Source organism: Photobacterium kishitanii (assembly GCF_003026355.1).
Classification (GTDB): Bacteria; Pseudomonadota; Gammaproteobacteria; order Enterobacterales; family Vibrionaceae; genus Photobacterium; species Photobacterium kishitanii.
Genome location: NZ_PYON01000018.1, coordinates 33,273 through 58,872 on the forward strand (window position 1 = coordinate 33,273; position 25,600 = coordinate 58,872).

Annotated in this window: 22 protein-coding genes and 1 pseudogene; 2 read left to right on the plus strand and 21 right to left on the minus strand. The window is 42.4% G+C overall.

Annotated features, from left to right (window positions below):
* Positions 1–36: 36 nt before the first annotated feature.
* From C0W29_RS21925 to acs, 18 genes are all read right to left on the minus strand, one after another.
* Complete coding sequence (locus C0W29_RS21925; RefSeq protein WP_258179316.1) at positions 37–171, minus strand: hypothetical protein; 135 nt, start codon at positions 169–171, stop codon at positions 37–39.
* Positions 172–174: 3 nt separating this feature from the next.
* The gene (locus C0W29_RS17160; protein ID WP_036788917.1) at positions 175–294 is read right to left on the minus strand and encodes a hypothetical protein; all 120 of its coding nucleotides are present in this window, start codon (positions 292–294) and stop codon (positions 175–177) included.
* Positions 295–486: 192 nt separating this feature from the next.
* On the minus strand, positions 487–3,735 hold the full coding sequence (locus tag C0W29_RS17165; RefSeq protein ID WP_045045534.1) for a type I restriction endonuclease subunit R: 3,249 nt from the start codon (positions 3,733–3,735) through the stop codon (positions 487–489).
* Positions 3,732–5,015 (minus strand): restriction endonuclease subunit S, encoded by a 1,284-nt coding sequence (locus C0W29_RS17170; RefSeq protein WP_045045535.1) that lies wholly within the window; start codon positions 5,013–5,015, stop codon positions 3,732–3,734. Before C0W29_RS17170 ends, C0W29_RS17165 begins: the two co-directional genes overlap by 4 nt.
* Positions 5,015–7,363, minus strand: coding sequence for a type I restriction-modification system subunit M (locus C0W29_RS17175; RefSeq protein WP_045045536.1), 2,349 nt, complete (start codon positions 7,361–7,363; stop codon positions 5,015–5,017). The genes C0W29_RS17170 and C0W29_RS17175 overlap by 1 nt, the downstream gene beginning before the upstream one ends.
* A 116-nt stretch (positions 7,364–7,479) precedes the next feature.
* Positions 7,480–8,049, minus strand: a complete 570-nt coding sequence (locus C0W29_RS17180; RefSeq protein ID WP_045045537.1) for an HGGxSTG domain-containing protein — start codon at positions 8,047–8,049, stop codon at positions 7,480–7,482.
* A gap of 467 nt (positions 8,050–8,516) precedes the next feature.
* Positions 8,517–8,927: a hypothetical protein gene (locus C0W29_RS17190; protein WP_052671703.1), complete on the minus strand. Its 411-nt coding sequence runs from the start codon at positions 8,925–8,927 to the stop codon at positions 8,517–8,519.
* 2 nt (positions 8,928–8,929) lie between these two features.
* On the minus strand, positions 8,930–9,136 hold the full coding sequence (locus tag C0W29_RS17195) for a helix-turn-helix transcriptional regulator (protein WP_036788905.1): 207 nt from the start codon (positions 9,134–9,136) through the stop codon (positions 8,930–8,932).
* 87 nt (positions 9,137–9,223) lie between these two features.
* Complete coding sequence (locus tag C0W29_RS17200) at positions 9,224–9,808, minus strand: hypothetical protein (protein ID WP_146146389.1); 585 nt, start codon at positions 9,806–9,808, stop codon at positions 9,224–9,226.
* 135 nt (positions 9,809–9,943) lie between these two features.
* The gene (fis, locus tag C0W29_RS17205; protein WP_005372656.1) at positions 9,944–10,240 is read right to left on the minus strand and encodes a DNA-binding transcriptional regulator Fis; all 297 of its coding nucleotides are present in this window, start codon (positions 10,238–10,240) and stop codon (positions 9,944–9,946) included.
* A gap of 23 nt (positions 10,241–10,263) precedes the next feature.
* Positions 10,264–11,229, minus strand: a complete 966-nt coding sequence (gene dusB / locus C0W29_RS17210; protein WP_036788900.1) for a tRNA dihydrouridine synthase DusB — start codon at positions 11,227–11,229, stop codon at positions 10,264–10,266.
* Between the two features lie 176 nt (positions 11,230–11,405).
* Positions 11,406–12,290 (minus strand): 50S ribosomal protein L11 methyltransferase, encoded by an 885-nt coding sequence (gene prmA / locus C0W29_RS17215; RefSeq protein WP_045045539.1) that lies wholly within the window; start codon positions 12,288–12,290, stop codon positions 11,406–11,408.
* A 167-nt stretch (positions 12,291–12,457) separates the two neighbouring features.
* Positions 12,458–13,912: a sodium/pantothenate symporter gene (gene panF, locus C0W29_RS17220; protein WP_045045540.1), complete on the minus strand. Its 1,455-nt coding sequence runs from the start codon at positions 13,910–13,912 to the stop codon at positions 12,458–12,460.
* Complete coding sequence (locus C0W29_RS17225; protein WP_045043682.1) at positions 13,905–14,186, minus strand: YhdT family protein; 282 nt, start codon at positions 14,184–14,186, stop codon at positions 13,905–13,907. Before C0W29_RS17225 ends, panF begins: the two co-directional genes overlap by 8 nt.
* Before the next feature lie 195 nt (positions 14,187–14,381).
* Positions 14,382–15,725, minus strand: a complete 1,344-nt coding sequence (gene accC / locus C0W29_RS17230) for an acetyl-CoA carboxylase biotin carboxylase subunit (RefSeq protein ID WP_036788892.1) — start codon at positions 15,723–15,725, stop codon at positions 14,382–14,384.
* A 15-nt stretch (positions 15,726–15,740) separates the two neighbouring features.
* Positions 15,741–16,202, minus strand: coding sequence for an acetyl-CoA carboxylase biotin carboxyl carrier protein (gene accB, locus C0W29_RS17235; RefSeq protein ID WP_045043683.1), 462 nt, complete (start codon positions 16,200–16,202; stop codon positions 15,741–15,743).
* A gap of 26 nt (positions 16,203–16,228) precedes the next feature.
* A complete protein-coding gene (aroQ, locus tag C0W29_RS17240; RefSeq protein ID WP_036788888.1) occupies positions 16,229–16,681 on the minus strand; it encodes a type II 3-dehydroquinate dehydratase in 453 nt (150 codons plus the stop codon).
* A gap of 515 nt (positions 16,682–17,196) precedes the next feature.
* The gene (gene acs, locus C0W29_RS17245) at positions 17,197–19,146 is read right to left on the minus strand and encodes an acetate--CoA ligase (RefSeq protein ID WP_045045541.1); all 1,950 of its coding nucleotides are present in this window, start codon (positions 19,144–19,146) and stop codon (positions 17,197–17,199) included.
* A gap of 359 nt (positions 19,147–19,505) precedes the next feature.
* Here acs and C0W29_RS17250 point away from each other — a divergent pair, with 359 nt between their 5' ends.
* Together C0W29_RS17250 and C0W29_RS17255 are read left to right on the plus strand one after the other, a co-directional pair.
* Positions 19,506–20,678, plus strand: a complete 1,173-nt coding sequence (locus C0W29_RS17250) for a 3-phenylpropionate MFS transporter (protein ID WP_045043685.1) — start codon at positions 19,506–19,508, stop codon at positions 20,676–20,678.
* A 202-nt stretch (positions 20,679–20,880) separates the two neighbouring features.
* Positions 20,881–22,734 (plus strand): annotated as a pseudogene (locus tag C0W29_RS17255) (hybrid sensor histidine kinase/response regulator); the annotation flags it as partial.
* Positions 22,735–22,812: 78 nt separating this feature from the next.
* Here the strand turns inward: C0W29_RS17255 and C0W29_RS17260 are convergent.
* The 3 genes from C0W29_RS17260 to C0W29_RS17270 form a co-directional block, all read right to left on the minus strand.
* Entirely contained in the window at positions 22,813–23,442 is a 630-nt protein-coding gene (locus C0W29_RS17260) for a response regulator (protein ID WP_045043686.1), read from the minus strand.
* Between the two features lie 124 nt (positions 23,443–23,566).
* Entirely contained in the window at positions 23,567–24,067 is a 501-nt protein-coding gene (locus tag C0W29_RS17265; protein ID WP_052671704.1) for a thioredoxin fold domain-containing protein, read from the minus strand.
* 137 nt (positions 24,068–24,204) lie between these two features.
* Positions 24,205–25,512, minus strand: coding sequence for an anaerobic C4-dicarboxylate transporter (locus C0W29_RS17270; protein WP_036788880.1), 1,308 nt, complete (start codon positions 25,510–25,512; stop codon positions 24,205–24,207).
* Between the last annotated feature and the right edge of the window lie 88 nt (positions 25,513–25,600).

Genomic DNA, 25,600 nt, shown 5'->3' on the forward strand with positions numbered 1-25,600 from the left:
GCTGGAGGATTGATTTTATATCCACCAGCGAAGTACTTAATTATCTAGATAATCATCATTATTTGGATTATGTGCATCAGCCCAATCATCCATATCAGCATCATTATTGGGGTTGTTGATATCAGACCAAATATCTAGTTCATCTTGAGTCATATCTGATGAGTCAGGCACAGCTTACTCCTTATCTTTTAATTGGCGGCTACGGTTATCTAAAACTTTTTGATAAGTTTTATTCGTACCTGTTGTTCCTTTGTTTTTATTTGCTTGATCTGCTTTGTGATTGTTATTGTTCATAATGTGTTACCTCATTCGTTTCGTTGAGGTAACTATATGACTATGAAGAATAAATATTAAGTGATGAGATGGTGATAAATCAGTGATATTTAGTGATTATCAGTGATACATAATCAACTGACTAAAAAGTAAGCAATAAAAAAGACTATAGGTAAGTGCCTATAGCCTTTTTTATTATGATGTCAGGGCTTATTACTGTCCCTTCAACATATCAAACACTACCCGAGCAAAGCCTTTCGCCAGTTCTGGGTTTGATAAGTACTGCATCATCATTTCTTGGTGTGATTCATTACTATCCATTACCGCATCATCAATTGCTTGTGGAAAGTCGCCTAGCATGGCTTGATCACGAGTATTGTTAGTGATCTGGGTCATTACTGCTTCGTTCTCTGATAACTTGTCACGTACAGTCTTGGCGTAGTTGATCATGTCATTATCAGTTAAGTTCTCAGTGCTAAATAACTCGTTTAAGCGGTTAAGGATCTGCGATAAGAAGTCTTCTTCTTTGTTCTTAGGCTTAGCCGTACCGATATCATTGCTTGGCTCTAGCTTGTAATCTGCTGCTTCTTCTTTGAGCTTAATGTCTTGTTCACGGATCTTTGATAAACGATAGTGGCTCATTTCCACGTTGCTTAAATCAATCTCATCCTCTTGTACGTTTTGCTCATGCAGTAGGGGACGTAGATAACGGGCAAACAGGCTTAGTTTCTCTAGCTCTTTATCTTCATAATCGACAATCTGCGACATGAACTCAAAGAAGCGAACAAAGCTACCCAAGTCTTTCTTGAAGATCTCTAGGCGGTCTTTTTCCTGCTTACACTCTTTGAAGGCATTCTCAGCGTTAGCAATCAATACTGCATCTTTGGTCTTCTTGGTGCGCTCGAACATATCTTTCGACTGAATATACGCCTCAATCGCTGATTTATAACGATGTTGCCAACGGTCAACCGCAGGTTTGCAGATATTACTTACCGCAGCGTTAGATTTCTTCTTGGTTAGGAAGGCGACACAGAATTGTTCAACCTCATTCCATAAGAAAATGCCGCTAGAACGTAGCTTTTCATACAAATCAAACACAAGGTTAGGATCGGTGACATCCACCAGTTCAGCAGTTTGATAGTAAGGTTGGAATGCTTCGAGAATGTCATCAGGCTCGTTAAAGAAGTCTAATACAAACGTACCACTTTCAGCCTTACCTAGATAAGTACGGTTTAAGCGAGAGAGGGTCTGTACGCACTCCACACCACCTAAAGGCTTATCAACATACATTGCACACAGTTTAGGTTGGTCAAAGCCTGTCTGGAACTTATTAGCCACCAGCATCACTTGGTAATCATCACTATCAAACGCTTTACGCATATCACGACCCTTTAAGTTAGGGTTCATGTTGTTTTCAGTGAATTTCTTATTAAGCAGCGCAAGGCTATCAGGATCGTTGTCGTTAAATTCCACTTCACCAGAGAACGCCACCATTGCTGCAATGCGTTGGTAGTTGTTATCAGTAATGTATTTATCAAATGCCAGTTTATAGCGTACCGCTTCTTTACGAGAGCTAGTTACCACCATTGCTTTAGCTTGACCACCTAATAAGCCCATCACATGGTTTTTGTAGTGTTCAACAATCACTTTTACTTTCTGTGAAATGTTGTAGTCATGAAGACGCACCCATTGATTAAGCTTGGTTTTGGCTTTCTTGCTATCGACTTCTTTATCAGAGGCTTCCATCTTCTGTACTAGCTTATATGCCACTTTATAGCTGGTGTAGTTTTTGAGTACGTCTAAGATAAAGCCTTCTTCGATTGCCTGACGCATAGAGTACACATGATAGGCGTATGGCTTATTAGTGCTAGACGCTGGATCATCAGGGTTCGGTAAGCGACCAAACAGCTCTAATGTCTTGGCTTTAGGGGTAGCAGTAAATGCGTAGTAGTTAAGATTATTACTGTTTCTACGTGCCGCCATGGTTGCATCAAGAATATCTTCTGACGATAGCATCACATCATCATCGGCTTCTTCGGTCATCAACACTTCTTTAAGCTTGCGAGCAGTAGAGCCGCTTTGTGATGAGTGAGCTTCATCGGCAATCACCGCATACTTACGTTGTTTTAAGCTAACGCTGTTCTCAATCGCTTTTAGTACGTATGGGAAGGTTTGAATCGTCACAATAATGATAGGTTGTGAGTTCTCAAGTGCAGCCGCCAGTTTTTCAGACTTAGAGCCATCACCTTCTTTGTTGTTGATGCGTCCTACCACACCATCAGCATGTTCAAACTGATAGATAGTATCTTGAAGCTGATCGTCCAGTACGGTGCGGTCTGTTACCACAATCACTGAATGGAATTGCTTTTCACCTTGCTCATCATAAAGGGTAGAGAGCTGGTGGGCTGTCCATGCAATTGAGTTAGACTTGCCTGAACCTGCACTGTGCTGAATAAGGTATTTATTACCAGTACCTTCAGCAACGGCGGCACCGATAAGTTTACGCACCACATCCCATTGATGGTAACGAGGGAATATCAGGTTTTCCTTCTTGTACTTGCGTCCTTCCCAATCTTCTTTTTCTTCAATTTGCAGGTGAATGAAGCTACCTAATATTTTTAATAGGTTCTCTGGCAGTAATACTTCATTCCACAGGTAATCCGTGGCGTAGCGGTTTTGATCTTCAGGTACATCGTTACCTTTACCGCCTTCTTTCGTACCTTTGTTAAACGGCAGGAAGAAGGTGTCATCACCAGCGAGCTTGGTTGCCATGAATACTTCGTATTGGCTGACAGCAAAGTGTACCAATGCACCACGTTTGAAGGTCATTAATGGCTCTGGTTTTTTGGTTTCAGGATCTTTCGGTAAACGAGTTTGCTTGTATTGCTTAATGGCGTTGTGTACCGCTTGTTTGAACTCAGATTTCAGCTCAAGAGTTGATACAGGCAAGCCGTTTACAAACAGCACTAAATCAATACGCCATGCTTTGGCTTTCTTGCCCGTTAGGGCTAAGTGCTCAGCGGTAGCATAAGGGCTATAAACTAACTCAGGTACGACACGGCAGATGTTTTGCTCATAACGTGCCAGTGTTTCAGGGTTAAGGTTGTGCTCTGGTTTAAACTGACACAGCGAGAAACGGGCATTGCGAATCTTCAAGCCATGACGAAGCACGCCCAATGTGCCGTAAGTGCGAGAAACGGCATCTGTAGCGTTACTGTCGGCTTTTTTTAGTTGTGCCACCAGCGCATCAAGGAAGTGACGCTCGGTGTCATTGGGGTACACCTTGGTAAACTTCTGCCACTCTTTGGGTTGGGTGGTTTGCACAAAGTGAAGCGCATCTTCGCAATACAAAGCACGTTCACGATCATAACGGTCAGGTTTACCTAGCTTCCAACCATTAGCTACCATTTGAGCGATCATTTCGTCTTGAAAGATACGTTCTTGCGTGGTGTCGTTACTCATGCCGTCACCTCTTGTGCAGCCTCATTGGTGTCACTGCTGGTGGTAGGGGCTATCCAGTTGCGAACATCAATTTTGCCTGTGACTGCGGCTGAGATAAGTGCGGTGCGACGTTCTTGAAGTAATTCAATACTATGTTGTGCTTTATTAGTTAGTTGTAAAATTTGTTTTTTGTATTTAGATATAAAATTAACTAACTCATCTTGCTCTTCTTTATCGATCGAATAAGCAACTGGGATGTTTTTTAAAGAATCAGCTGTTAATTTGGGTTGTCGCATTCCTGAAATAAATAGATTTAAAGGAGTTAATTCAATACATTCGGCGAGTAAGGTAGCGTCAATATCAATAGGTTTTAATATATGCGCATGATTATTAACCCAAATTTTACCAGTAACAAATCGGGCAACAGGTTGTGTTCTGAGCATTAGATTCCAGCCATCTTCACATACAAGTATGAGATCATCATCAAATAAATAATCATCTACAAAATCGATAACGCCTGAGGCTCCGTAATAAGGATATTGACCTTGCCTATTTCCTCTTATATTCGCTTCAATAGGGATACGAAATGCATCTAATGAGGTTGAACAATATGAGGTTTTTGTTACGACCCAATGCTCTGGCACTTCACCCAACCACTCAACCCCCGAATCTTTCATTGTTGCGTCAGGGTTTAGCCCTTTTGTGACCGCATGGCTAATCACCGCTTGGCGTTTTTCTTTTAGCAGTTCGATAAGTTGCTGCTGCTTTTCGATAAGCGTGTCGATTTTTGCCGTTTCGTAATCGAGAAAGACTGCGATTTGGGTTTGTTCTTCTACTGCTGGAAATACAACCTTAAATGGTGAAATCTGTGATGTTGACAACTGACCAATTGCTGAGCTTTCAACTTGAAAATCAATTACATCTTTTATGAAATAAGTAAAAAATTTTAAATTTAGCTTTTTTGTTGGTGATAATACGAGCAATCTAATAATTGCATCAAATGGATGATCTCTATATACAGCATACCCAACCTCACCACGACCAGATACAGTGATACTGTTACCTTTGAAAAAAGGTTTACTGGTATAACCATAAACAGCCTTTTCATCGTTAGCATTTGTATATATGGGAAAAGGATGATCTTTATCTTTTTCCTCAGAAAAGTAATTTACTTTTAGATCTCCACCAGCTTTGATTTCAAATAATTTTGATAAAGATGCGGAATTCCAATGTTGTGGTATTTGATTAGCCCACTCAATCCCTGAATCTTGATATTCAGGATACGCTTGATACTTGCTCATTACGAACGTACCTCTTGAAGTAGGCTCATAATCTCATCACTGACCAGCACCAAATCTTCATCAATGGCTTCGAGCGCACGAGGTGGCTGATACACATAGAAATGGCGATTGAATGGGATTTCATAACCTACAATGCCAATCTCACCATCTTTCTCATCACGCTTATCGACATTGATCCACGCATCGCTAACGTGTGGCAATACTTCACGCTTCACGTAGGTCTCAATCAACTCTGTAGTGGTGATGTTTGAATCTAGCGGTACGTTTTCGTTATCACGTAGATCGCCATCTTGTTGGAACTCAACCACCTTGCCTTTGTACTCAAATGAGCCATATAGCGGCTGTGCGGTTTCTTTTAGTACCTTCTTCACCACAGGTTCGGCGTCTGGATTTTTGAACGAGACCGCATCAAAGAATTGCTTCTTCTCTTTGGCGTCAAACTTAATACCCGTTGTTTTTAATACGCCTTTCATGGTGATGTCGAATTGGTTGAAATCGTTGCTTACCACATCTCGACCACCAGCATTGTTGGCGACTGCCGCTTGTAGTTGTTGGGCTTTGTCCATTAGCGAGCGCTGGAATAACCACAACTTGCTGTCTAACAGGTCTTTGATTTGTTTTTCTTTCAGCTCGCTAAACTCAGCTTTGATGAGTGCACGTACTTCGGTTTCGACTTCTGCTAGGTAGCCGTAGTTATCTTCGTTCCACGCTGTACCAAACTCGTTATATAAACGATCCATTGGGGCATTAAGCGGTTTTGGTGCAAAGCGTAGGCTTTCAATCGCGGCATCGGTGATTTGTGCCGATAGACGCAATGGACGCTCAATGGTTAAGCGGCGGTAGCCAAAGTCGGTGCTGTTGAAAATCTTACTGGCGAATGTCTTTGGTGCTGCTGTTTTGCTGGTGGACGATTGACGACCACGATTGGATTTTTGCTCGACGGGTTTATCCAACTCACGAGCATCAACCACTTCAAAGTTCCCAAAGGTACGGGTGATGAGTTTGATGTCGTCTTCGCTCATTAGGTTACGTTTAGAGCCTAATGATTTACGCATCTTGCCACACAGGTTAGAGCTATCAATCAGTTGAACTTTGCCTTTACGCTCAGCCGCTTTCTTGTTGGACAGTACCCACACATAGGTCGCAATGCCCGTGTTGTAGAACATATCGGTCGGTAGGGCGATGATGCCTTCTAATAAATCCGCTTCAAGGATGTAACGACGAATTTCGCTTTCACCGCTACCTGCACCACCAGTGAATAGTGGTGAGCCGTTGAGGATGATACCAATACGACCGCCATCATTTACGCTGCCATCAACGTTATGAGTGTCACGCATCTTGCTGATAAGGTGCATCAAGAACAGTAATGAGCCATCAGACACACGGGGTAAACCTGCACCAAAGCGACCATCAAAACCTTTTAGGGTATGTTCGTCTTTGATTTCACCTTCAATTTTCTTCCAATCGACACCAAACGGTGGGTTAGACAGCATGTAATCAAATTGGTCGGCGGGCAGTTGGTCGTTCGATAGGGTATTACCGAGCTTGATACGGCTAACGTCTTGCCCTTTGATCAGCATGTCGGCTTTACAGATGGCGTAAGACTCAGGGTTTAGCTCCTGACCAAAGGCACGCATCACCGCTTTAGGGTTTAATTCGTGAACGTATTCCATGCCTGATGATAGGAAACCGCCTGTACCTGCCGTTGGATCATAGATGGTACGGATAATGCCATCTTGAGTTAGGGCTTCATCGTCTTCCATGAATACTAATGATGTGGTTAAGCGAACGATATCACGAGGGGTAAAGTGCTCACCTGCGGTTTCATTAGAGCTTTCTGCAAAGCGGCGGATTAATTCTTCAAACACTAAGCCCATTTCATGGTTTGATACCTTGCTTGGGCTAAGGTCTGTGGTAGCGAATTTCTTTACCACTTTGAATAGTAGGTTTGCGTCATCCAATAAACCAACAAATTCATCAAACTTGAAGTGTTCAAAGATTTCACGAGCATCGGTAGAGAAACACTGAATGTAGTTTTCTAGGTTATCTTTAATGTCACTTTGACCCATCTTGCCGAGGTTCATCGGTGAGGTATTGAAGAACGACAAGCCATTAGTAGCACGTAGGATCATTTTCTCCTGCGCTTCTTCTGGCAGGCTCATGGCTTTCACTTTGTCAGCTTGAGCAACAACAGCATCTTTGCTTTCTTCCAGTACGCACTCAAGGCGACGTAACAGGGTGAATGGCAGAATCACACGACCGTATTGAGATTGTTTGAAATCACCGCGAAGTAGGTCAGCAACAGACCAAATGAAGGCTGCGGTTTGGGTAAAATTAGAATTAGGCATGAGGGCTTCTTAATCAAAGTGACAATAAGATAATTGCGCGCATTGTAGCAGAAGGGGTCATGGTGAACATCCACCAGCATCTCGAATTGGATGGTTTGCTGGTGGACGAATAATTATTATTTTATGTCTAAGGCTGTACCTTTAAGAGGGTTATGTTTATTAAGCCAATTATCGAGGTATTCCCGTTGTGGTTTGCTTAATTCACCATTGTAACTACTAGGCGTTAACTGAGGCAGGTAAACGGTAAAGCTAAGGTGCGAGCTGTGTTGTTCTTGGTAATAACGGTCTAAGGCTATTTGCAACATCAATAATTCATTGGCTGAGGTTAATTCCATGATTTGATACTTGAGCATTTCAAGCGGTATACGATCTACATCAATTAAATGAAACACCTGTTGCCAGTCGATAGGTTCAGTGGTCATTAGCGCATGTAGTTGTTTAAAGCATCGGTATGCCCGTTGTTGGTAATGTATGGGTATAAGTTTATCAAAGTACCAACAGGGGAATTGTTTTAAGGCATTGAGGCGAGATGCCATCTTCCCTTGTTCTGTTTTTGCCCCTGTTGACTTTCCACCATGCAGTTTGCATCTTCCATTGCGCTTATTGCCTTTACGCTTACAAGGTTCGCCACTACGGGTTTTTGCACCACACAATGGTAATGATTCAAGGTTAAACCGTTTGTTCATTAGGTTGGCTCCTATAAGTGCGCATTATGCTGGTGGGCTAATTGCGCAGTTATTGGTTCGGTTCATGGGGTTTGTTTGAAGAAAAATTAATTTAATGACCACTTGTTAGCTTTAAAGGTGTGTCATTCAATAGCATGGCTTTCAGATTTTGACTGAATTGTTCAACCTTTTGTACGTATTGCGGGGTTTGTTTGTTATAGCTAGGGGTTGAGAGCAAAACCAGCATTTCTGTTATTGGGGCTATAGGATTAGATTGGGCGTTATTAAATATTTTATTAGTGACCATTTTAATTACTCAAAGCATGGTAGATATATATAGATGAGGCTCATTTTGACCCCATAAACAATCGAAAAACGGCTTGTTAAGGCGTCTAAAACATCCCATAAATCATTTTAAAGTGGTGATGAGTTCACCTTTTGGTGTTTATCAGCGACCTTAAATTAGATTTATGGAGCTATTGAGAGCCTCAAAAACGTAAAGAACGTTTTTTGTATGTGACTACGCCATCGTCAAAACGAATATTGGCTGGTGGCTCATCAATATCTAGCCATGACAGCGCATATAAAATTGGCTGTTTATGAAAATGTTGTGCTCTACTGATACGAATCCAATCATGTTTTTCTAGCTCATCACGACACTTGTATAAACGTTTTTTCTTCCATCCCCATTCTTGCATGATAGAAAGTGTTGCTTTTAGCGTGCCATTATTGAAGCCCGTATATTGTTTCGTTATAAGCCAAAGTAATGCCTGTGCGTCATGATTTAATGTTTTGTAGTCTGGATGGTCGAAAATTTGATGCAATGCTTTAGTAAAACGCTCACTATTTTTATGGCGTCCATTTGGAAGCATACCTTTACTATTAGCTTTTCTTCCCATGATTAACGAGCCTCAATCCATGCTAAAAGCTCACTAAGCCGCCATGCGCAGCTTCTAGCACCAAGATGAATACGAGCAGGGAATAGGCCTTTTTTTTCTAATTGATAGCACTGGGCACGACTAATAGACGTGATCAAACGCCGCTCATCTTCTCTAATAAGACGTTCGGTAGTAATCGTTGCATTTTTAGGGCTGAAAGTTGATGTCATCAGATAATCCTCTTTTGATTTCATATGTATTCAATGGAATTCATTATGAATAAAGGGAAATACTGATGCTCGACAGCCGCTAGCGATTTAGATTAAATTTGGGTTTTGTTTAAAAAATGCTTCTAGCAGTGGAAGTGCTGCCGCGCAACTTCGGCCTCGACTTAAGATATACTCAGGTACAAGACCCGTTAATGCTTTTCGGATAATGCTAACTGAAGGAATAGGTAAGCTTACGAATAAGTAATTCCCAAGGTATTGGAGTAGCGCACCTACTTTCACACGTTGGCCACCTGTAAATTCGACAAACTTTATAACTGCTTGTACAAGTTTTTCGATGAACGGGCGTTTAGCCATATAGCTAACTCGACCACCATAAATAACCTGCACAATACTCGTTATAGCTCGCTTCAATGCTGATGTTATGGGGTGGCAAGTCCTTATATACTGCTGGATGTCTTTATGACGTAAGACACGCTGGTAGATATCATCTCTATACTGCAAGTGTTCTTCTTTTACTGTTGCATAAGTAATTGCACGAATAGTTTGAGTGATAGCATTGAGTGGGCTTGGGATCTGCTCAAGTTCTGATGACATTAGCACGCGATGACTGAATAATTCGGGGCTATCTTGTATTTTGCTTATGTCGATATGAATAAAGCTAGTATTCGTCATTATTTTACGTCTTACTTTGGATGGGTATAAGGGGTAAACAAATATTCAGGGGTACATATGAGGGTACATATAAACAAAAAGCCATTTCCATGCGAATGAAAATGGCTTTCTTTACAACACTTTAGTCACTTTTGACTAGTTCATGCCGTATTTCTTAAGCTTCTTACGTAGCGTACCACGGTTGATACCCATCATGGTTGCAGCGCGAGTTTGGTTACCACGAGTGTACTGCATGATAGTGTCTAGTAGTGGTTGTTCAACTTCTGCCAGCACAAGCTCGTACAGATCGTCGACTTCCTGACCATTTAATTGAGCAAGGTAGTTTTTAAGGGATGCCTTCACTGAATCACGTAATGGTTTCTGTGTGATTTGGTCTTGTGAAGTTACAGTTGTTACTGTTAACGCTTCGGAAGTCAGATTTTGTTCGAACATAATTCTGTAAGCTCTTCTAGTATTTATGCAACGTTTTCGAAGTAGCCTTGCAGCGCATCGATTTGCTGTTGAGCATCCTCGAGTGCGTTGAAGGTCCGGCGGAAATCACCTGCTGGTGCATGCTCTTTCAAATACCAAGACACGTGTTTACGTGCAATGCGTAATCCTAGGTAATCACCATAAAATTGGTGAAGTTCCTTAACATGACCCAACATAATTTCACTGATTTCGTCAATTGACGGTGCAGCGAGGTGTTCACCGGTTGTTAAGTAATGGTGGATTTCTCTAAAAATCCACGGCTTCCCTTGTGCAGGTCGGCCAATCATTAGAGCGTCGGCACCGGTATAATCCAGTACAAAGCGTGCCTTCTCCGGGCTATCGATATCACCGTTAGCGATAACTGGGATTGAGATGGCTTGTTTCACCGCTCTAATGTAGTCATATTCCGCTTCACCTTTGTACATGCAAGCCTTGGTACGTCCATGAAGGGCGAGGGCCTGTATGCCGCATTGTTCGGCGAGTTTAGCTATGTTGACACAGTTCCTGTTGTCCAGATCCCAGCCCGTACGGGTTTTAAGCGTAACAGGCACATCTACTGCGTCCACCACTGTTCGAAGAATATCTTCAATAAGATTGGGATACTGCAGTAGCGCAGAACCGGCTAATCGTTTATTTACTTTCTTGGCTGGGCATCCCATGTTGATATCGATGATTTGCGCACCGTTTTCAACACTGAATTGCGCAGCTTCGGCCATCAATTTTGGATCAGCCCCTGCTATCTGAACCGAACGAATCCCTGATTCACCTTCATGAACCATGCGATTGAGCGATTTAGACGTCTTCCAGAGATCTGGATTTGACGACATCATCTCGCTAACTGCCATGCCTGCACCGTAGCGAAGGCATAATTCACGAAATGGCCGATCGGTCACACCCGCCATTGGCGCGACTATCAGTTGGTTTTTAAGTTGATATGGACCGATATGCAAAATGTCTCTACCTGACTATGCCAGTAAGGGCGCGCATTTTACGCATTTTTTACGCCGCTGAAAAGGCCAATAATTGAGCATGATGATTTTGTTTGTCAAAATCGTATGATTTTCAATCAATTGACCCGATAAATTAATTAATAATAATCAACAGCAGCAACCAATTACCGTAAATTTTATGCTTTATGACCCGAGATACGACACCACTCTTCGCGTGCCATTACTGGATCTAATGTGATTTCATCGCTGTAATAGGTCGCAACATCTTGGGCTTGGCTCTCAAGTACACCAGAGATTGCAAGATCACCACCATTTTTAACCAAGCTCTTAATCACTGGCGATAATTCACGCAGTGGGCCGGCTAGAATGTTAGCAACTACCACGTCAGCTTGAATGCCTTGTGGTTGATCTTGGGGTAGATAGAGCTCTAGATTGTCTGAAACGCCATTGCGCTCAGCATTATCACGAGAAGCTAAAATAGCCTGTGGATCGATATCAATACCGATCACTTTTGCTGCGCCTAATTTAAGCGCGGCAATGGCTAAAATGCCTGAACCACAACCAAAATCGATAATGGTTTTACCAGTTAAATCTTGGCCGTCTAACCACTCAAGACACAATGATGTGGTTGGGTGAGTACCGGTACCAAATGCTAAACCTGGGTCTAACAAGACATTAACGGCATTTGGTTCAGGTGCTTCACGCCAACTTGGGCAAATCCATAAACGGCGACCAAAACGCATTGGGTGGAAATTATCCATCCACTCACGTTCCCAATCTTTATCTTCTAACTGCTCGATTTTATAAGCAAAATCATCAGCAATTAGCGGGCTGTTTTTTAGCATGTTCAGCACGAAATCCATGTCGGCTTCAGCATCATACAAACCAATTACGTCAGTATCACCCCATAAACGGGTTTCACCTGGCATAGGCTCGAAAACTGGCGTGTCTTGTGCGTCAAGGAAAGTGGCGGATAGAGCACCAGTCTCTTCCATTAGCATGTCGCCAATTGCTTCTGCGTTCTCTGCAGTAGCGTTCAGTTTAATTTGAATCCAAGGCATGGGTTATTCGCTTATTTTGTGACTACTTGAACATAGGGGGCGCAGTCTAGCATGAAATTTCACCAATCCCCATTAGCAGATGCTAAACAATAGATAAAAAAAAGAGCGTATCGGCAGATACGCTCTTGGTTATTTTTAGTTATGTTGGCGAAATTAACCGTAAAAGATCAGTTAACGTCGGCGATTTTCTGTTTATTTGGGCGTGCATAACTGCCGATAATAAAGGCGATTAAGCCAATGATTAATGTCGGTACAATCGCATGCATACCACCCATGTCGGGTTTACCTAATGATAGTCCTAAATAGGTGGTTAGCCCAACAATCATCGAGGCAAACGCGCCTGTTGCTGAGGCTTTTTCCCAATATAGCCCCAATACTAATGGCCATAGGAATACCGCTTGTAAGCTACCAAAGGCGAGCAGATTGAGCCAAATGATCATATTGGGTGGGTTCATTGCAGCGACAAAAACCAGTGCTGAAAAAATAGCGGTAACCCATAATGATAACTTGGGCAATTTGGTTTCGGCAGCTTCACCTTCGACTATCTTAGGGTTAATGTAATTAATGTATAAATCTTTCAGTAAGGTCGCAGATGCTTGAATTAATTGAGAGTCAATGGTCGACATAATTGCTGCCATTGGACCGGCTAAGAAGATCCCTGCAACGGCTGGTGGTAATACTGTCACCATTAAAGTTGGCATGATTTGATCAGGACTAGCGATATCTGGCACGATTGCGCGGCCGAGCGCACCGGCTAAGTGCATGCCGAACATTAATAGGGCGACCATAATGGTACTGATAACCATCCCTTTGTGTAGTGAGCGACTGTCTTTGTATGACATGCAACGTACAGCGGCATGAGGTAAACCGATAACCCCAAAACAGACTAAGATCCAAAAACTCAGCATAAACGGTTGGCTTAAAAAGTGATTGGGACCATAAGGTGATACTAAGGCTGGATCGATATCATGCAGTTTTGTCACCAACGCACCCACACTGCCTCCGGTATGAATGATCCCCGCTAATAGTGCGATCGTACCGATGATCATCATGATCCCTTGAATGGTATCGGTCATTACTACAGCGCGAAAGCCACCAATGGTGGTATAGAGTCCAACCGTGATAGCAAACAACATTAAGCCGTGAGTGTAAGACAGGCCAGTGACGGTTTGTAGTAACCGTGCCCCACCAACAAATTGCACTACCATGGTGCCAAAGAAGGCTAATAATAGTGATAAGGAAGCAAAGATCACTACGCCTCGGTGTTGGTAGCGAGCATATAAAATATCATTAAGAGTTAATGCATTATGACGTCGAGATTCAATGGCAAACTTTTTACCGAGTACGCCTAATGTCAGCCATGCTGCGGGTAATTGAATCATGGCCAGTAATACCCATCCAAGACCCATCTTATAAGCCGCTCCTGGGCCGCCAATAAAGGTACTAGCACTGGCATAAGTGGCCGCAAGGGTCATCGCGAGTACAAAGCCACCCATACTACGACCACCGACGAGATATTCGGTAAGGAAATTGCCTTTACCCTGAAAACGGCGAGTATAGAGTGCAACCCCAAAAACGGCGGCTAAATAGAGCACTAAGGGAATGATAAGTTGGCTATTCATGTGGTTTATCGTCTGTTATTTCAAGAGGGAGATCGTGGTAAATAAATTTGACCATCAGGGCGCAAAGTATCGTAAAAACAATCGGGCCTATAATGCATGACAGCAAAAACCATAATGGGAAACCAAAATAGAGGGTTGGCATACTGAGGTCATTAATAGCGGGGGCAAACCCATAGGCGGAAACGTACCACCAAAGAAAATAAGCTAACGCGAGTCCTATCGCCCAGCGCGCTTCTCTATGCGCTTGGCGATAGCGGGCAGAAAGCGTTTTCATGCGGTTTCTCCAGTTGTTATTGGTAAATGACTTATCAGTGAATTGAAATAATCAGTGATAGCGGTCAAAAAAGGGGGCTATTGTGGCAAAAGATAGGGGTTTATGCCATGTCTAGTACGTAGCACATAGGATGTGCTGTCGTTAAAAATAAAAAAGGCCACCCTTAGGCAGCCTTTTTAACGTTAAATAACGTTATTACTGTAAACCAAGCTTCTTTTCAAGGTAGTGAATATTAGCACCACCTTTTTGGAAGTTTTCATCAGCCATAATATCTTGCTGAAGTGGAATATTGGTTTTAATACCATCAATGATCATTTCACTTAATGCATTACGCATACGTGAGATCGCCACATCACGGTTTTCACCATAAGCAATCAACTTACCAATCATCGAATCATAGTAAGGCGGTACGGTGTAGCCTGTGTAGATATGAGATTCCCAACGAATACCCATGCCACCTGGTGAGTGGAAACGGGTGATCGTGCCAGGACAAGGCAGGAAGCGCTCAGGATCTTCAGCATTAATACGACACTCAACGGCATGGCCGCGAATTTGAATGTCTTTTTGGCTAAATGATAACGGTTGACCAGCAGCAATGCGTAATTGCTCTTTAATTAAGTCAACGCCAGTGACCATTTCAGTTACTGGGTGCTCAACTTGAATACGGGTATTCATTTCAATGAAGTAGAACTCACCGTTTTCATAAAGGAACTCGAAAGTACCTGCGCCGCGGTAATTGATTTCTAAACATGCACGCGTACAACGTTCACCGATGTATTTACGCATTTCTTCAGTAATACCTGGTGCTGGTGCTTCTTCAACTACTTTTTGGTGGCGACGTTGCATTGAACAGTCACGCTCACCTAAATGAATTGCACCACCTTGGCCATCAGCGAGTACTTGTACTTCGATGTGACGTGGGTTTTCAAGGTATTTTTCCATGTAAACCATGTCATTATTAAAGCAAGATTTTGCTTCTGCACGCGTCATGGCAATCGCTTCAGTCAGTTCTTTTTCAGAACGTACTACACGCATACCACGACCGCCGCCGCCGCCAGATGCTTTAATGATAACTGGGTAACCAATGCGTTTAGCGAAAGATTTGTTTTTCGTTTCGTCGTCATCAAGTGGGCCATCAGAACCAGGTACACAAGGTACACCGGCTTTTTTCATGGCATTGATAGCTGATACTTTATCGCCCATTAGACGAATAGTTTCAGCTTTAGGGCCAACAAAAATAAAGCCAGAACGCTCTACTTGCTCGGCAAAATCTGCATTTTCAGACAAGAAACCGTAACCAGGGTGAATCGCTACTGCGCCAGTGATCTCTGCGGCACTAATAATACGAGGAATATTAAGGTAGCTATCGATACCGCGAGCGGGACCAATACACACTGATTCATCAGCTAATAATACGTGCTTTAGGTCACGGTCAGCTGTTGAGTGAACAGCAACAGTCTTAATACCTAATTCTTTACATGCGCGAAGAATTCGAAGTGCAATTTCACCTCGGTTCGCAATTACTAATTTATCTAACATAGCCAGGAGCCTCGATTACTCGATGATTACAAGCGGTTGGTCGAATTCAATTGCATCGCCATCGACTGCAAGAATCGCAACGATTTTACCTGCTTTGTCTGCTTGAATTTGGTTCATCATCTTCATTGCTTCAACGATACATAGTGTATCGCCAATGTTGACTGATTGACCCACTTCAGCAAAGTTCTTTGCTTCAGGGCTTGGAGCACGGTAGAAAGTACCTACCATTGGTGATAGTACTTTATGGCCAGGAGCAACAACAGGTGCTTCTGGCGCTTGGAATGATGCAGGTGCTTCCGCAACAGGTGCTGCTTGAACAGGTGCAGCCATAGGAGCAACAGCATATTGTTGTGGCATTGCAGTTGCAGGAACACTGCGACTGATTCGAACTGACTCTTCACCTTCAGAAATTTCTAGCTCTGCAATACCAGATTCTTCTACTAGTTCAATTAGCTTCTTAATTTTACGAATGTCCATTATTTTTCTCTTTATATATTGTTCAGTTAGCTATCTGCATGCAGGCGATTAACCGCTGCCTGTAGGGCGAATTCATAACCGTCAGGGCCAAGGCCACAAATCACTCCTACGGCTTTATCCGATAAGTAAGAGTGATGACGAAAAGGTTCACGTGCGTGAACGTTAGATAGATGTACTTCAATAAACGGAATAGCAACTCCAAGTAAGGCATCACGAATAGCAACGCTAGTGTGAGTGAAGGCTGCTGGGTTTATTATAATAAAATCCACGTTAGCATAAGCTTGGTGAATCGCATCAATTAACTCATGTTCTGCATTCGATTGAATGTGCTCTAACGTCACACCTAAATCAACGGCTTTGGTTGTTAGTTGGTGCACGAGTTGCGTGAGTGTTTGCTGACCATAATGGTCGGGCTCACGTAGACCTAATAAATTTAGGTTAGGTCCATTAATAAGTAAAATTCGTTTAACGGTCGGCATCTTGAGGTCTCATTACTTGTTTATGAGGTTAAACTCGAACAACTTGTGGCTATCTGCAAGTTGACTTCCATGTGTCCGTTTTTTTACTGCTAAACATTAATTGTGAACCAATTATAGAGAATTCAACGCAAATCGCAGCAAAATACTGGTCTAATCACCACATTTTTGCGCGAACAGGTGTAAGCCGTTGTAAGAATGTTAGTAGATGTGAATGCGTTCATCCTACGTCAATGTAACGTAACTAAGTGCAAGAATTTAGTAATAAAACTGTGTTTTTGTTAGTTATTACTACGGTGTGATAATGGCGCTAAAAAAACACGATTTAATGAGTTATTTAATGGTGTTATTTCAATAAATATTATCAATGCCGAGCAGGTTAACACGATATTTTAGCCTTAAGTAGCTTATCCTAAGCTGAATTGATTTTAAATTATCATTAATATCGGTCTGAAAAAAGACCGCAGGCTGCGGTCTTTAGATTCAGTTTAATTAATTTGTTATTTTGTTAATGAGCTTCAAAGTAATTGCTGTTTCTCTGCAATGAGTTTATCGACCACACTTGGATCAGCCAATGTCGATGTATCACCAAGAGAGCCTGTATCACCTGTAGCAATTTTGCGTAGAATACGGCGCATGATTTTACCTGAGCGAGTTTTAGGTAATGCATCGGTCCAGTGAATAAAGTCAGGGGTTGCAATTGGGCCTATTTCTTTACGTACCCAATCTTTTACTTCTTTATGTAACTCGGCATTAGGAAACTCACCGTCATTAAGAGTGATATAAGCATAAATTGCTTGGCCCTTAATTGGGTGCGGTATGCCGACAATCGCCGCTTCTGCTATTTTATCAAATGCGACTAATGCCGATTCTATTTCAGCCGTTCCCATTCGATGACCCGAAATATTCAGCACATCATCAACACGACCGGTGATCCAGTAATAACCATCCTCGTCGCGACGAGCACCATCTCCTGAAAAATACATGCCAGGGAAGGTTGAGAAGTAGGTTTGTTCAAAGCGCTCGTGATCGCCCCATAAGGTACGCATTTGTCCTGGCCACGAGTCGGTCATGACTAAGTTACCGTCGGTGGTGCCTTCTAAAATATTGCCAATGTTATCAACTAACGCGGGTTGTACGCCGAAAAATGGTCGCGTGGCTGAGCCAGGTTTGAGTATGGTTGCACCAGGGAGGGGAGTAATGAGAATACCGCCTGTTTCTGTTTGCCACCAGGTATCAACGATTGGACAGCGACTGTCACCAATCGTACGGTGATACCACTCCCATGCTTCAGGATTAATGGGTTCACCAACGGATCCCATGATACGTAACGATGACCGTTTCGTGCCCGCAATTGCTTCATCACCTTTGGCCATTAAGGCTCGAATCGCGGTTGGTGCTGTATAGAGGATATTGACTTGGTGCTTATCTACTACTTCGCTCATGCGGCTAGTTGATGGATAGTTAGGCACGCCTTCAAATAGAACCGTGGTCGCACCGTTAGCTAATGGTCCGTAAACTAAATAACTGTGGCCGGTGATCCAGCCGACATCAGCTGTACACCAATAAACATCGCCAGGTTGATAGTCAAAGACATATTTAAAAGTCATCGTAGCATAAACAAGATAACCGCCAGTGGTATGCAATACGCCTTTAGGTTTGCCCGTTGAGCCTGAGGTGTAGAGAATAAACAGTGGATCTTCTGCATTCATTGGCTCTGGAGCGCAATGGGTTGAAGCTACTGCTGTTGCTTGATGCCACCAGACATCGCGCTCATTATGCCATTCAATATTGCCACCAGTACGTTTAAACACCACTACTTTTTCAACACTGGTAACGTGCGGGTTAGCCAGCGCATCATCAACGTTTTGTTTTAAAGGGACCGCGCGTCCACCACGAATCCCTTCATCAGCGGTGATCACAACTTTGGCATTGGAATCAATAATACGACCAGCAAGAGCTTCCGGTGAGAAGCCTCCAAATACGATGGTATGTATAGCGCCGATACGAGTACAAGCCAGCATTGCTACGGCCGCTTCTGCTACCATTGGCATGTAAAGACAGACGACGTCACCTTTACGTACTCCTTGGCTTTTGAGTGCATTGGCAAATTGACATACCTGTTGATGAAGATCGTTATAGGTTAGGGTCGCATCGTCATTAGGATAATCACCTTCCCAAATAATCGCTGCTTGATCGCCGCGATCTGCAAGATGGCGATCAATGCAGTTAGCAGACACATTAAGTTCACCGTCTTCAAACCATTTAATACTGACATGGCCACTATCAAATGAAGTATTTTTAACCTTAGTGTAAGGAGTGATCCAATCAAGGATTTGTCCATGTTGACGCCAAAAACCTTGAGGGTTTATTGTTGATTGTTGGTACATCTCACGATATTGGTCATCATTAATATGAGCATTGCTCGCAATTGCATTATCTACCGGATAAATATGAACCTCACTCATCCCTGTTCTCCTTGGGTTATTTCCCTATTGGGTGTTGTGTTTGTAATCTTTCACAAACAACGGTTTCGACGGTATTAATCGTTAAAGTGGAGGATTCTGTGATTAACGACAATTAGACTTTAGGATGAGATTGCGGCAGAAAGGGAATAATTAACATGTTGCATAAGTGTTGCATTACGTTTTGTGCGCTGTCTTGGCTGTTAAGTTTGTCAGTGTACTAGAATTGTGTGTGACAATGGTCGCAACTAGGTTGCAAATATTTGTTATTTTCGAGTAAAGATTACTGAATCATTACGGAATAGTGGTTGATTTACGGCATAATAGCTTAGTTTTTCATCTACCACATTTTGAGACCGATTATGTTTAAAAGTAAGCCTTATGGTTGGACATCCCAATATTTATTGGGATTTTTCTTTTCTTACGGGGTGTATTTACCCTTTTGGGCGATTTGGTTTAAACATATAGGGGTCAATGACTCTGATATCGGTTTGCTATTAGGGCTAGGTTTTGCAGTGCGCTGTATTGCTAATCTAGTGATCACTCCTCGCATCCATAAAGTTGAGCATTTAATTCCGGCACTACGTGGTTTTACATTACTTGGGCTGGTGGCATGTATTATTTATATTGTCTGTGGTGGTAATTTATGGGCACTCGCGGCGGTGACCGTTTTATTTAACTTATCTGCTGGGCCGATTGTGCCAATTTCAGATGCCATTACTAACCATTACGCTAAAGAAGGCCATTTAGATTATGGCCGTACCCGTTTATGGGGTTCAATTGCTTTTATTGCCGGCTCGACTGTAGTGGGTTTATGTGCCCAGCGTTATGGAGCAGATATTATTCCATGGGTTGCGTTAGCGGGCTTAGGCTTTGCACAAATAATGGCAGCGCGTAACCCCGTTGTTATGCCAGTGGATGTTAATAGTCATCAGCAGGTTCGTCCTGCGTTAATGCATATTTTGCGTGATAGCTCAGTGATTAAATTGATGTTGATTACAGCATTGTTGCAGGGCAGCCATGCTGCCTATTATGGTTTCAGTTCGATTTATTGGCAAAAAATTGGCTTTGATGAGTCGATGATTGGTTATTTATGGAGTTTCAGTGTTGCGGCTGAAGTTGGAATGTTTCTGGTTAGTAAGCGCTTATTTGCCAACTGGTCAATTAATAATATGTTCCGTTTAGCTGCTATTGGCGTGTTAGTTCGTTGGGGATTAACCGCGACCATTACTGATCAGTGGGCAATGTTTGCGGTGCAGTCACTACATAGTGTGACCTTTGCTGCTGCTCACTTAGCTGCTATTCGTTATATTGAACGTTCACCAAGTAATCATATGGTAGCACTACAGTCGTTGTATAACGCGATTCCCTTAGGTGCTGTGATGGCTATTTTAACCTCAGTGAGTGGTTGGATTTATGGGGATTGGGGCGCCGACGTATTTTGGGTAATGGCTGTAATGGCAATACCGGTATTCTTTATTAGGTTGCCATTACCCGATAAAAAATCTCAAGTATTAACCCCACAAATAAATTGATTATTAGGTAAATTCCAATAGTGATGATGAATAAGCGTACCGAATAATGGGTGCGCTTTTTTTTATTTGAATTTAACTCGTACAGCGTAATAGCAACATTAACGTTATCCTAACTTTTGTGATCAGTATCGATTGAGTCAAGGTCAATAACTCCGTTACAGTGAGGTGGGATAATCAAGGGACGTTGATAATGAATGCAAGCATTACAGTGATGGAGCTCGAAACATTAGCGGCAAGGTTTGTCGGACGTAAACGCATTCAGCAGGCTTTTACACAATTCTCTCAGCAGCAACAATGTCAGCTGTTAGCCGATCAACAAGCATCACCAGCAATAATATTGCATACGGAAAAAGTCTTAGCCTCTGTTTTTGGTGAGGTATCTGCAAAGTTGGTACTCACATCCGCATTGCAGAATCGTGATATGAAATTGGAAGATGTTGCGACTATTGTTGATGAAGCATCAGCGATGTTTGATTTTAGTCGTGGCTTATTACAAGGAGCGATTGAGCATATTAGTCAAGGGATTGCTGTGGTTGATAAACAATTACGGTTGGTAGCGTGGAACCAACGTTACTTAGAATTATTTTCCTTTCCCGTTGGATTAATTAAAGTTGGACGGCCGATTGCAGAAGTGATCCATTATAACGCTGAACAAGGTTTATGTGGTGAAGGTGATCCTGAATTGCACGTTGCCAAGCGAGTGCAACATCTGCAGCAGGGAACAGCCCATACCTCATCTCGAGTGCGCGCTGATGGTCAGGTTATTGAGGTTCAAGGTAATCCAATGCCTGGTGGTGGGTTTGTGATGAGCTTTAGCGATATTACCGTTTTTCGCCAAGCTGAAGCTGCCCTGAAAGAGTCCAATGATCATCTTGAGGAACGAGTAAAAAAACGTACTCAGCAATTGGAACAACTGAATCAGCAATTGGTTGTGGCAACTCAACAAGCAGAATCACAAGCACGCTCTAAAAGCCGGTTTTTAGCTGCGGTGAGTCATGATTTAATGCAGCCACTTAATGCCGCACGGTTATTTTCATCGGCATTAGTTGAAATGAATGAAGGTCAACAAAGTGCTCGCTTAGCTGCTCACATAACCAGTGCTTTAGGTGCGGCAGAAGATTTGATTGGTGACTTATTGGATGTATCGCGTTTACAAGCTGGTAAGTTAGCCGCTCATATGGCGCCAGTGCGAGTGAGTGATGTATTGAGTGTGTTACAAGCGGAATTTGGAGTGTTAGCTAAGCAGCAGCAAATTGATTTTAAGGTGGTGATGAGTAACGCAGTGATCCTTTCTGACATCAAATTACTTCGACGTGCATTACAAAACTTTTTAACCAATGCTTTTCGCTATAACCCTAAAGGACGAGTGCTATTAGGCGTGCGCCGCCGTGGTGAGCAACTGTTGATTGAGGTTTGGGATAATGGTCCTGGTATCCCCATCGAGCAGCAAGCCGATATTTTTGATGAATTTACTCGAATGGATCAAACTGGCGCTGAACATGGTTTAGGGTTGGGGTTAGCGATTGCTCGAGGTATTTCCCGAGTTTTAGATCATCCTTTAGGGCTGCGCTCATGGCCTCAACAAGGAACCGTATTCTCATTAGCTGTCGGTCGTAGTTCACCATCAACGTTGTCATTACCAACGTCATTATTATCTCACTCTGCTGGTGCTTCATTAGCTGGATTAAAGGTGCTATGTATTGATAATGAATCAGATATTTTAGTCGCGATGAAAACGTTATTAGAGCAATGGCACTGTGAGGTACGTATTGCTGAAAATAAAGCTCAAACAATGCAACGACTTATCGATGGTTGGCAACCTGATGTAATCTTAAGTGACTATCACCTTGCAAAACAGCAAACGGGGTTAGAGATTTTGCAGCTATGCCGTTCACAATTAGGTTTGCACTTTAAAGGGGTGGTGATTAGTGCTGATCGCTTAACAGACAATCAAGCAATAATTCGCCAGCAAGGATTTGGTTTTTTAAGTAAACCTGTTAAACCGCTTAAGTTACGTTCTATATTAACTAATTGTTTATTAACAAAAAAACAATAAGACGCTCAAATAAGAGCGTCATTTAACTGTGATGGTGATATGCGTCGTTATGGAAGAGAAGGTAGCGACGTTATCAGGCTAATTGATTGCTAATTGTTGTAATAATATTACCGCTTGGGTGCGATTTTTGACTTCGAGCTTGCGAAAAATGGCCGTCATATGTGCTTTGATCGTCGCTTCAGAGACACTCAGTTCATACGCTATTTGTTTGTTTAGCAACCCCTCCGTTAGCATGGTTGATACTTTGTATTGTTGTGGTGTTAACGCTGCAATTTTGGCTGATAGTTGCTGATGATGATCATTGTGGCTGATAGTGGTGGGGAAATAAGGTTCACCATTGAGGATCTGTTTTAAGGCGGCCAATAATGTCTGCATCTCACTGGATTTGGGAATAAACCCAAATGCGCCATGATTATAAACTTGCTGAACAATCTGGTCTTCTTCACTGGCAGAAATCACCACAATTGCTAACTCTGGATATTGTTGACGTACTTGAATTAGTCCAGACATACCATTCGATCCAGGCATTTTAAGATCGAGTAATAATAAGTCGATATCGCCGTTTTTTTGTAACAATGAAAATAAAGAATCTCGTGAATCGGCCTCGAGGAGGTTGGCTCCACTGATCGCCATATGAATCGATTGCAAGAGGGCATTACGAAATAACGGGTGATCATCGGCGATAACAATGGTGTATGGAACGTCCATAGTGATGCCTATTGAAGTAATTGATTTTTTGACGTTAACATTTCAGTAACTAAGGTGCAATTTCGTCACGGCTGAGATTGGATCTTGATCGCGCTTGAAAGTACCACTTTTGTAATTATGTGCGTCATTGCACGTTATTTTGTGAGGTTGATGAGGGTAAAGAGAATATTGGTAGTTGTAAGTGCTGACTAAAATTATCTGCATTGATAAAGCCATTGATTTTTGCCTGTGGTAAGGGGTTACCTTGAGGATCCCAAAATAATAAGCTTGGAAAGCCGATAACATTAAGATATTGCATCAATGCGATATCGGTGGCGTTATTGGCAGTGACATTGGCTTTTAAGCGGGTGAATTTATTAAGTTGAGGAATAACATTTGCAGCGGGAAAGGTCTGTTGAGTCAAAGCAACGCAGGGTGAGCACCATTCAGCGTAGACATCGAGCACTACTGGCCGTTGTTGTTGAGCCGCTATTTTAAGAGCGAGTTTTAATTCTGAAATTGAACTAACAGTGGTAAATGTCAGCGCCATAGGTGTCGACTTTGCATATAGTAAGTAGGTACTTACCATGATGATTATGACGGTGGTTAATCCCCAAAAAGCATGTTTTATCTTAATCGTGACCATAAATAGCCATCCCCGTGCGAGTGAGTATTAGATATTGTTAATCTAAAAGATCCTCTTTTCAGCTTAGCAAGTATTTATCACCAATAAAAAAAAGCTGCTCGAAAGCAGCTTTTTAATCATTCTGTGTTAGTTGTAAATTATAAAATAAAGCTACCAAATAAAAAGCCTAAAGCCACCGATGTTGCAATGGTAACCACACCCGGTATAAAGAATGGATGGTTAAAGACCCATTTACCAATTCGAGTTGAACCTGTGTCATCCATTTCTACTGCGGCTAATAGTGTTGGGTAAGTTGGTAAGACGAATAAAGCACTTACTGCGGCGAATGAAGCCACCATTGTTAGTGGAGCCACACCAATCGCTAATGCTGCAGGCATTAATGCGGTTGTAGTTGCACCTTGAGAGTAAAGTAGCATTGAAGCAAAGAATAGAATTAACGCTAACATCCAAGGGTGGCCACTTAATAATGAGCCTGCAATTTCTTTAATGCCGTCAACGTGCGCATTAACAAAGGTTGCACCTAACCATGCTACACCAAGAACACAGATACAGGCTGTCATACCTGAACGGAATGTCGGTGCTGATGGGATTTCAGCGGCATCAATTTTGGTTACCCATACAGTTATCGCTGCTGAGGTTAGCATAACGGCAATAATTGCTTCGTTACGACCTAATGTTGGATCAGTAATTAAACCGACTGAATGAGAAATAGCGGCGGCATAACACACGACCAGCACAATGGCAGTAATAAAAATATAAGTTGCTTTACGTGCCGTTGGCTTAATATCACGCTTGCCAGTTTGTTCAATATTGACTAAACCTTTAGCTAAACGGTCTTGATAAACAGGATCATCTTTTAGTTCACAACCCATAAAGTTAGCCACAAAAGCACCGACCATACAGGCAATAAAGGTGGTTGGAATACAAATAGCCAATAGCGTTATGTAACTCACGCCAACGGGTTCAAGGATACCAGAGAAAAACACGACCGCTGCTGAAATAGGTGAGGCAGTAATCGCGATTTGTGATGCAATAACGGCAATGGAAAGTGGGCGAGAAGGGCGAATGCCTTGACCTTTAGCCACTTCAGCAATAACAGGTAGGGTGGAAAAAGCTGTATGCCCTGTACCCGCTAACACCGTCATAAAATAAGTTACGATAGGCGCATAAAAAGTGATACGTTTCGGGTGTTTACGAAGAAAGTTTTCTGCAATCTCTACCAGCCAATCCATACCACCGGCAACCTGCATTGCGGCAATGGCAGTGATCACTGACATAATAATTAAGATAACATCGATAGGGATCAGCGATTCGCTGGTTGGTACCCCAAATATTAATGATAATACTAAAACACCGGCACCACCGGCAAAGCCGATACCAATACCGCCAATCCTAGAGCCTAAATAAATAAAACCTAGAACGACTAAGAGTTCAAGTCCAGTCATACAATTTTCCTGTCTAAAAGTTTAAAAAATAAAAATAAAAATAAAAAGAGGATTTGTTCACAAAAAAAAAGCGGATAATCAAGTGACA